This is a genomic window from Pseudomonas serbica (assembly GCF_028823535.1).
GTDB classification, from domain to species: Bacteria; Pseudomonadota; Gammaproteobacteria; order Pseudomonadales; family Pseudomonadaceae; genus Aquipseudomonas; species Aquipseudomonas serbica.
Genome location: NZ_JAQIYM010000007.1, coordinates 350,012 through 357,873, shown reverse-complemented (window position 1 = coordinate 357,873; position 7,862 = coordinate 350,012). Strand labels below are relative to the sequence as shown.

Sequence of the window (7,862 nt, the reverse complement as noted above, 5' to 3'; positions counted from 1 at the left end):
GGCGTTCGACCTGGGCCAGGGAGTTCCACCACAGGTATTTGGACTTGCCGGTGGCATCGATGATGGTGTGTGGCAGGCCGTCGTCGCCATTGAGGTATTCGGTGACATGCCCGAGGGCGTCAACTTCGGCGATGAGGTTGCCCTTGTCGTCGTAGCGGGCTCGCCAGGTGCTGCCGTCGGGGTAGTCCACCTGCGTGACCAGCGGGGTCAGGTGGTGATAGCGGTATTTGATCGAGCGCCCGAGCGGGTCGGTCTCTTCGAGCAGGCGCGAGTATTCGTCGTACTTGAGGGTGATCCTGTTGCCGTCAGGTAACGTCAGGCCGGTCATGTTGCCGATGTCATCGATGTCGATGACGTAGTGCTCGCCACCGAAGTCGCGACTGGCGATCACGCGGTGATCGGCGTTGTAGTGAATCTCGGCTTCGCGCCCGAGCACGTCGGTAACCCGCGTAGTGCGCGCCTTGATGTCGTAGCGGAAGTGGAAACGCTCGCCATCGCTGGTCCAGTGCTCCACTACCCGTTGCTGGCCGTCGAGCTGTTCCCAGCGGTAGTTGCAGGTCAGGCCCAGGGCGTTGCTGTGGCTGGCCATTACCCCGTCGATGTAGCTGAAACGGCGCAGTGAATCGCCGTTGCGGTTGATCACCTCGGCGAGTTGGCCGTTGTCGTCATAGCGATACTGCACCAGGGTTTCGACGGCTTCGTTGTCGACCACGCGCCTGACGTCGGTCAGGCGGCCCAGCGGGTTGTCGTAATGCAGGTGCACGCGCACGCCACCGGTGGCGCTGATGTCGGTGAGCGAACCTTGGGCGGTGCGGGTGAAATGCAGGAAGTGGCCCAGGGCGTTTTCGATGCGTTGCAGCGGCACCGGGTTGTTGTCGTCCGCGACTTCGCCGAAGTAGAAAAAAGTATTGTCGAGGGTTTGCAGCAGGTAGTGGCCGCCCTCGGTGCAGACCAGATAGACCTGTTCATGGGGGTTGTAGATGCGCTCCCCCGGTTGCACGTCCACGAACGGAACGCTGCGCCCCTGATTGTCGGTGAGATAAACGAAGGCGCCACTGCGCCGCAGGCTTTGCTCCCAGGGCAGGACCCAGCCCTTGCCGAGCACGCTGTCGACGCTCAGGTCGCTGGCATAAAAGCGCGACCATTGGATCGGCATCAGGCCCGGCAAGCTGAAGTCGGTTTCGTCGGTTATGACCTTGCGGCCAGTGGTGGCGTCGACGGGGTTGCCGATCAGGCCACCCACCGCTCGCTCGATGGCCGGCCCCACGACATAACGTGAGGCCACCTCACCGGCGACAAACCCGGCGGTGAATTTCAGTGCACAAGGCATGATGGCTTTCATGCCGGCCTGGGTCCCGGCCTTGATCAATTGGGCGATACCACCCGCTGCGCCGGCGACCGCCATGAGGATGTCGACCGTGGTCCGCAACCAACCCGGGATCTCGTCGTCCACCGGCAGGTAGCGATGGGTACCGCCACCGATGAAGACATTGTCCGAGCCGCTGGAGAGTGTCGCGCCGCAAGTCATCTTGTCGCCCTTGCGGGCGGCCGCCGTGCCGTTGATGAAGACGTTGGTCGAGCCTTCGGCGACCTTCACCGGGCCGGGATGCTTGTCGCAGGCTCCCGTGCTTTTTTCGACATGGGCGGCCTTGCGGCTATTGATGAACACGTTGGGCGACGCGGTGACGATGGTCCCCGCGGGTGAAGAAAACATACTGCCGATTTTCTCCCCGGCCGCGGTGAGCAGGCTACCTCCGACGCCTGCGACCAAACCCGCCAACAAAGCCACGCCAAACCCACAGGTGAACGTCGCGATCGCCACTGTGGCGACCAGCGCAATGCCGAGCGCTGCGCCGATGAGAAACCCACCCAGGGCGCTGGTGTGCGACAGTTCATCGCCAAACCTTGCGGCTTCAAACATGACCGTTACTCCTGTGTGCTGGAGTCGGTCTTGGTGCCGCCGGGCTGGCGAGGCTGAAAGCTGGCCAGCAGGTCATTCCAGTTCTGATTCTGCTCGATGCTGAAATCAGCCTGGGCTGTGGTGGAAAAAATCAGCGCGCGTCCAGGCTCGATCAGGAACGCCGCCTGGCGCTGATAGAAGGGTCGGCCATCGGTCATGTAATACGCATCGATCTGCACGCCGTCGATCGGTGCCGACGTCGACAGCGCAACGGCCTTCTTGCCCAACAGCGTATAGCCGCGCAGCTTGGACGCGAGCATCTTGACCTGACGCTCGACGTAGGCCTTGAGCGCCTCACCGGGCAGCAATGTGTCTCGGGAAACGGTGATGCTCAACGGTGCCGGAATGCTTGCCCCCAGCACGAACATGTTCACCGTGCGGTCCTGGAACCCTTGCGGCAGCGCGATGCTGCCTTCCTGCAACTCATAATCCATTCTGGGTAACTTCCTTGAATCAAAAAAAATGTGGCGTTCAGCGCACGGCAAGGCCGTCGAGCATGCCGTCAAAATCAACCAGCCAGAGACTGAGCGCGGGCCGGGCCGGATCGATCTCGCAAGCGATACTCAGCCACTGGCCATCGTCACGCCCGGCGACGGGCACCAGGGCACCCACCAGGCGCGCGTGACGATCGGCATGACCGCACTTGAAATGCAGATCCACCGATTTCGCTGCATTGCCGGCCACGCTGACATCGCGCTGACGGATGATGCGCACGTCCGGATGCTCCCGGCGAAACGCCTGCACCGAGGCTTCGAATAATTGATCCAGCGTCTGTCCCTGTTGCACGTCACGACGCTTGATCGTCAGGCTGATCGGCTCGCCCTGGTGCTCGAGGGTGGTCTGGACCTCACGGAAATTGAAGCCCGCCGGAAAAGCCAGGTTGAAACCCCCGAAGGAGAAACTGCTGGGCGTGTCTTGCAGCGCCAACACAGGCTCGGGCTCGAGTTCCGGCTCGGGCTCAGGCTGCACGAGGAGCGCGTTCTGTTGAGCCAGGCGTTCGGCTTCCTCCCGCGCAATACGCTTTTCGGAAATGCGATCGTAGAGACTGACCCTGGTCATGACACCGTTACCTCAGTCATTGACCCTGACCTCGGAACCGGTGATCTGGGTCGTGCCGGTGCTGGTGGTGGTGATCGCCTTGCCTTTGATCTCGATGCCGTCCGGCGTGAGGGTGATGCTGCTGTCCCCCACCTGGAGAATGATGTGCTGGTTGGCGCTGACCTGAATGAACTGGTTGTCGACCTGAATCGTCAGCGAGCCTTCCTGGATATTCATCACCGTGTCTTTCTTGATGGTTTCGGTGTGCGTGCCACCGACCGTGATCGTGCGGTTGCTGCCGACACTGTGGGTCTCGTCGACCTCAATCTCGGTGTCCATGTTGCGCTCGGCATGCATGATGATCTGCTCGGCGCCGGACTTGTCTTCGAAGCGGAAGAAGTTCGCCGTACCGCCGTCGCCCTTCATCGACCGCGTCAGGAACCCGCTCTGGGTCTTGTTTGCCGGCAACGACCACGGCGGGGTGTTCTGGCTGTTGTAGAGGCTGCCCATGACCAATGGGCGGTCGGGGTTGCCATCGAGGAACACCACCACGACTTCATCGCCCACACGGGGAATCTGGATGCTGCCGAAACCGCCGCTGGCGCCGGCCTGGGCAACGCGGACCCAGCAGGAGCTCTTGTCGTTGTGCTCGCCCTTGCGGTCCCAGTGGAACTGCACCTTCACGCGGCCGAGTTCGTCGGTGAATATTTCCTCCCCCGGCGGGCCGACGATGATCGCGGTTTGCGGGCCGGAGATGGTCGGTCGCGGGGTGGTGAGTTGAGGGCGGAAGACGATCTTTTTGCGCACGCAGGAGAAGGTGTTGTAGTAGCTCGCCTGCTGCCCGCTAAGGTAGTTGTTGTGGCCTTCGCTCTCGACGCTCATCAGCAGGAACTGACGATCATCGGCGGGGCCTTGATCGTGATCGTAATGCTGCAGCAGTTCGAAGGTGTAGCCGGGTTTCATCGCGCGGCAGTTGCTGGCGCCATGAAAACTCTTGCCCTTGAGTTCAAGCGCTTCGACCCGCAACCGCAGCAGCGCTTCACCTTCGTCGTAGGTGCCGTGGGTGTATTGGCCGGGGAAGTCGTAGATTTCAAACTCGTCGACATCGCCCTGCTTGTTCAGGCTCTTCATGGCGACCGGCAAACGATTGGACGGCTGACGATAATCGAAGGTCTGGACCGCGATTTTCCCCGACTGCAACTGACGGTTTCCGCTCCATTGGGTAATGGAGTCGGCGGTCTCGGTGACCGATGCCGTGTGGAAGCGGATCTGCGGTTGTTCAGGCAACGGCACCAGCGTGCTGGAGTCGTCGCAGATGATCATGGTGTGGCCTTCGGCGGTGTGCTCGAAGTAGTAGAACATCCCCTCTTCTTCCAGCAGGCGCTGGACAAAGTTGAAGTCCGATTCGCGGTACTGGGTGATGTAGGTGTAATGCTTGAGCGGCTTGCTCAGATGGAATTCGTGCCGGGAAAACGCGGTGCACAGCGCAAACACCTGGGTGACGACATCCTCGACTGTGCAACCCTGGAAAATGCGCGTGTCGAAGCGGTTCTTCAGCATGGAGAACCAGGGGTTCAGCGTCGCCGTATAGCGGGCCATGCCGCCGTCGCTGCCGATGCTGGCAAACCGCGTCAGGTAGCCTGCCAGGTAGCGAGGCGTGGCGTCTGCCAGTTCGATTTCCAGGACCACGTGCTGGCCCATCATCGACTTCAACTCGACGCCGGAGTCCTGGCACACCAGCAGCAATTCAAAGTTGTACGCGCGGGACAGACCTTCGGTCCCCTTGAAGGACTCAAGCAACAATTGCTGTTCGGGGTTGGCGAAGTTCTTGAACTTGAACAGGCGCCGATTCTGCGGGGAAAGCATTGCGGCAAGGTCCATCAACATGTGTATCTCCTTGAAAACAGTGGAAAGCTACCGCCCTCTCTCAACCACTGCGCACGAATCAGATAAAAGGGTCAAAACCCTGTTTGCCGCAACTATGAATTCTTGATTTTCATCGATTTTTTAAACACCGAATGAAATCCATTACACACCATTGTGCGTCAGGAACTGCGACCGCAAGGCAGTATGAAAGTGCCATTACCCGGCTAAATAATTGAGAAATTTGTCACACTTTTACGAATATCACAGGTACTCGAACGCGGGAAGGAGACACGCATGTTATGCGCCCTGTCAAGTCGCAGGCAGTGCATGCGGGCGCTTCCACGCGCTTCGAACTCAGCTCCGGATAATCCTGAAAAATAATTATCGCCACGCTGGCCAACCAGAAACGCCGATATATCAAGGACAAACGGGAAGTTAAGCGCTGTCAATTAGCGGCTAATGCCTTATTGCCATCATTGCCGAATGTAACGCGAATAACAAAAAATGGGATCCATGTTGAAACTTTCAACTCGCCCCGCAGTCGGAAGTGCGGCCCATTGCCATCACTCAGGCAATGCTGTGAAGTCGGATAATCGACAGTTTCACTGCAGCAACAAGGAAGCGCCTTTCCCCCAAGGACAGTGATGAGTAAATGGATCTTTTAGCCAACGTGCCCAGCTGGGCCGATGTCGAACGCAACCTCGACCAGAAATTCAGCGAGCTGAACCAGGGCGTCAACGACGGCCTGCAGAGCGTTCACGACAACTGGAACGGCTTCACCCGGCGTGTCAGCAATGGCGCGAGCCAGGCCTATGGCTACATGGGCGGTCATCGCATCGATGCGGTGCATCAGGCGATGACCCTCTCCTACCCGATCATCCAGATGGACCTCAAGCGCAAGTGGGCCTCGATTGAAATCGAGCAGATCCTGCCGGTGCTGCTGCAACTGGTCAAAGAAGTCTCGATGATTCTCGGCGGCAGCGTGGCGATCGGCACCGTGGCCGGCGGCGCAGCGGGGGCCTTCGCATTTGGCGTCGGCGCTGGCCCTGGAGCAATGGTGGGTGGCGGAATCGGGTTACAAGTCGGCAACCTGATTCTCATGGCCCTGGGCCTGTCCGCCATCGCCGAATATTTTTACCAGGGCCTGCCCGCCTGCCTCTCGACCTTGCAGGAAGGCATCGCCACGGCCTGGCACGCCGAAGAAGGCCTCAAGCCGTCCGGCCTCGACCCCAGCGGCGGCTCCGCTGCACTGGTACAGGAGCGCGTCGAACGCGCGGCACGACAACTGGCTCGCGGGCAGGAGCAGCTTGTACTCCTGCTGCTCACCGCCATCGTCACCTACCTGACCCGGGGCCAGATGAAAGCCGGTGTGATGAACAGCATGGAAAGCATCGCGACCCGCAGTGCGAAGCTTCAGGCGGAGATATCGAACAAGCAGTTGGCGGGTTGGTTGGCAAGGAATGAGCAGAAGTTGCTGGCTCGGGATGAGTTGCGGGTGAAGGAACCGGCGCCTCTTCAGAAGGCCGAGCCGGAGACAATGCGTGAGTATTACGCCAAGCAGGACCCTGACTTCGTTTCGGTGGAGGATCAGGTCAAGAAGGTCAAAACCTTCCAGACCAAGGGCTTGTCGAACGAGCAAATCGAAGGCTTCCTGAATACGCCTGACGGGGAAAAACTGCTGGGCAAACTGCAAGCGGCTGCCCCTGACGCTGATGCAACAACCATCTACTCACGGGCGTTCGACCAGGTAGCTTCCGGCTCCACCATCCCCGAAGTAAGGTTAATGGATTCGCCCCTTGTGAAAATCGTGCCCGAAGGCCAAGGCGTTTCACCTTACTCGCCGTTCTTTACCACTCATGAGGAGCTACAGGCAGCCGCGAACTCCGGGAGGACACTGGCTGATTCGTTCGGATTGCCGTTGAGCAGCGAATCAACCACCTATTCGATCTACGAGATGGCACCATTGAAGCCAACCGAGGTTTTTGTCAGTAAAGTCGCCCCTACATCAGAATTGGGCGGTGCAATCCAGAGAACCGGTGAATCATTCCAATATCTGACACCTAACCGTGCCGAGTGGGGAACACCAAAATTGATCGGAACCACAGCTAACTAGAGCCTCCTATGGATATCGAAAAACTTAAAGAAAAGACCCTGAAGCTACGGGCAGCCATCGATGCATTAAAGGCAAAAGACCCTGCTGCAGCTAAATTGGATCTAGAACTGGCCCCTCTGATGGATTTGGCCGAGCGTGGTCAAATCCGCACACCTATGGAATGGCGGGATATCCCTGGACGCTATCTGTTCACTGAGGAGGGGTTGCAGCAATATGCAGAGCTTGAGCACGCTTTTGCGGAGTTTAAAATCGAACTGATCGGAGGAGAATCCCCGACGCTACGTCGACTGAAAGCCCAGATGGAAGAAAAGAAGAACAGTAATCCGAAACCTACATAAGCACATAAAATGCCGTAGCCCCTTGACTCAAGCAAGGCGTACTGCAACGCGGTAAGGATTGAATGGCTATTCAGAAAGGCGAGCGTTTCGCCAACGAAGACATTATTCCTGGCCACCGCCTTTTCGACGAAACAAATCTGAGAATGCTGGGTGATCTGAACGGCGCTTACGCGAACTTTTACATTGAGCTGATTGGTGGTCGCGACTGGTCATCGTACAAACTCATTAAATCCAGAATGCGCGAAGATAAAAACCGCCAACCACCAGATCAAGGACACGATGAAATTCAGTGACGTTTTCAAAAGCCGTGAACATATGTTTGCCTTAGGCGTCGAGGAGACTACAGGTCGCCTTTACCTGTCGATTCCAGTCAGCAACGGCATGGTCGACTACGAGGAGTATTACCAAATTGACCGGGCAAACTTCGATCTCTTCCAAACGGATTTTGATACGGCCCTGGCGTTTGCCATGAGCTGTCGCCGCAGAGAGCTGGATGACCTGCTGATTGTGCAGCCGGGGGCCAATAGAGGAACGGCTATCTAAGGCA

At 58.5% G+C, this 7,862-nt stretch carries 8 protein-coding genes; 4 read left to right on the top strand and 4 right to left on the bottom strand.

Annotated elements, in window-relative coordinates; all coding sequences use genetic code 11:
• The 4 genes from NQL71_RS14100 to NQL71_RS14085 form a co-directional block, all read right to left on the bottom strand.
• Positions 1-1,921, bottom strand: a 1,921-nt coding sequence (locus NQL71_RS14100) for a DUF6531 domain-containing protein (RefSeq protein ID WP_274642834.1), incomplete at its 3' end; no start/stop codon positions are given.
• A gap of 5 nt (positions 1,922-1,926) precedes the next feature.
• Positions 1,927-2,394, bottom strand: coding sequence for a DcrB-related protein (locus tag NQL71_RS14095; RefSeq protein ID WP_046820289.1), 468 nt, complete (start codon positions 2,392-2,394; stop codon positions 1,927-1,929).
• A gap of 37 nt (positions 2,395-2,431) precedes the next feature.
• Positions 2,432-3,019, bottom strand: a complete 588-nt coding sequence (locus tag NQL71_RS14090; RefSeq protein ID WP_046820290.1) for a DcrB-related protein — start codon at positions 3,017-3,019, stop codon at positions 2,432-2,434.
• A gap of 12 nt (positions 3,020-3,031) precedes the next feature.
• Positions 3,032-4,885 carry a type VI secretion system Vgr family protein gene (locus NQL71_RS14085; RefSeq protein WP_077183103.1) on the bottom strand — a complete coding sequence of 618 codons (1,854 nt, stop codon included), beginning with the start codon at positions 4,883-4,885 and terminating at the stop codon, positions 3,032-3,034.
• A gap of 631 nt (positions 4,886-5,516) precedes the next feature.
• On the opposite strand from NQL71_RS14085, the gene NQL71_RS14080 reads away from it, so the two are divergent.
• From NQL71_RS14080 to NQL71_RS14065, 4 genes are all read left to right on the top strand, one after another.
• Positions 5,517-6,977 (top strand): DUF6861 domain-containing protein, encoded by a 1,461-nt coding sequence (locus tag NQL71_RS14080; protein WP_274642833.1) that lies wholly within the window; start codon positions 5,517-5,519, stop codon positions 6,975-6,977.
• A gap of 8 nt (positions 6,978-6,985) precedes the next feature.
• The gene (locus tag NQL71_RS14075) at positions 6,986-7,315 is read left to right on the top strand and encodes a hypothetical protein (protein ID WP_046820293.1); all 330 of its coding nucleotides are present in this window, start codon (positions 6,986-6,988) and stop codon (positions 7,313-7,315) included.
• Between the two features lie 62 nt (positions 7,316-7,377).
• Entirely contained in the window at positions 7,378-7,608 is a 231-nt protein-coding gene (locus NQL71_RS14070; protein WP_052760685.1) for a hypothetical protein, read from the top strand.
• On the top strand, positions 7,595-7,858 hold the full coding sequence (locus NQL71_RS14065; RefSeq protein WP_046820294.1) for a hypothetical protein: 264 nt from the start codon (positions 7,595-7,597) through the stop codon (positions 7,856-7,858). Before NQL71_RS14070 ends, NQL71_RS14065 begins: the two co-directional genes overlap by 14 nt.
• Positions 7,859-7,862: the final 4 nt, after the last annotated feature.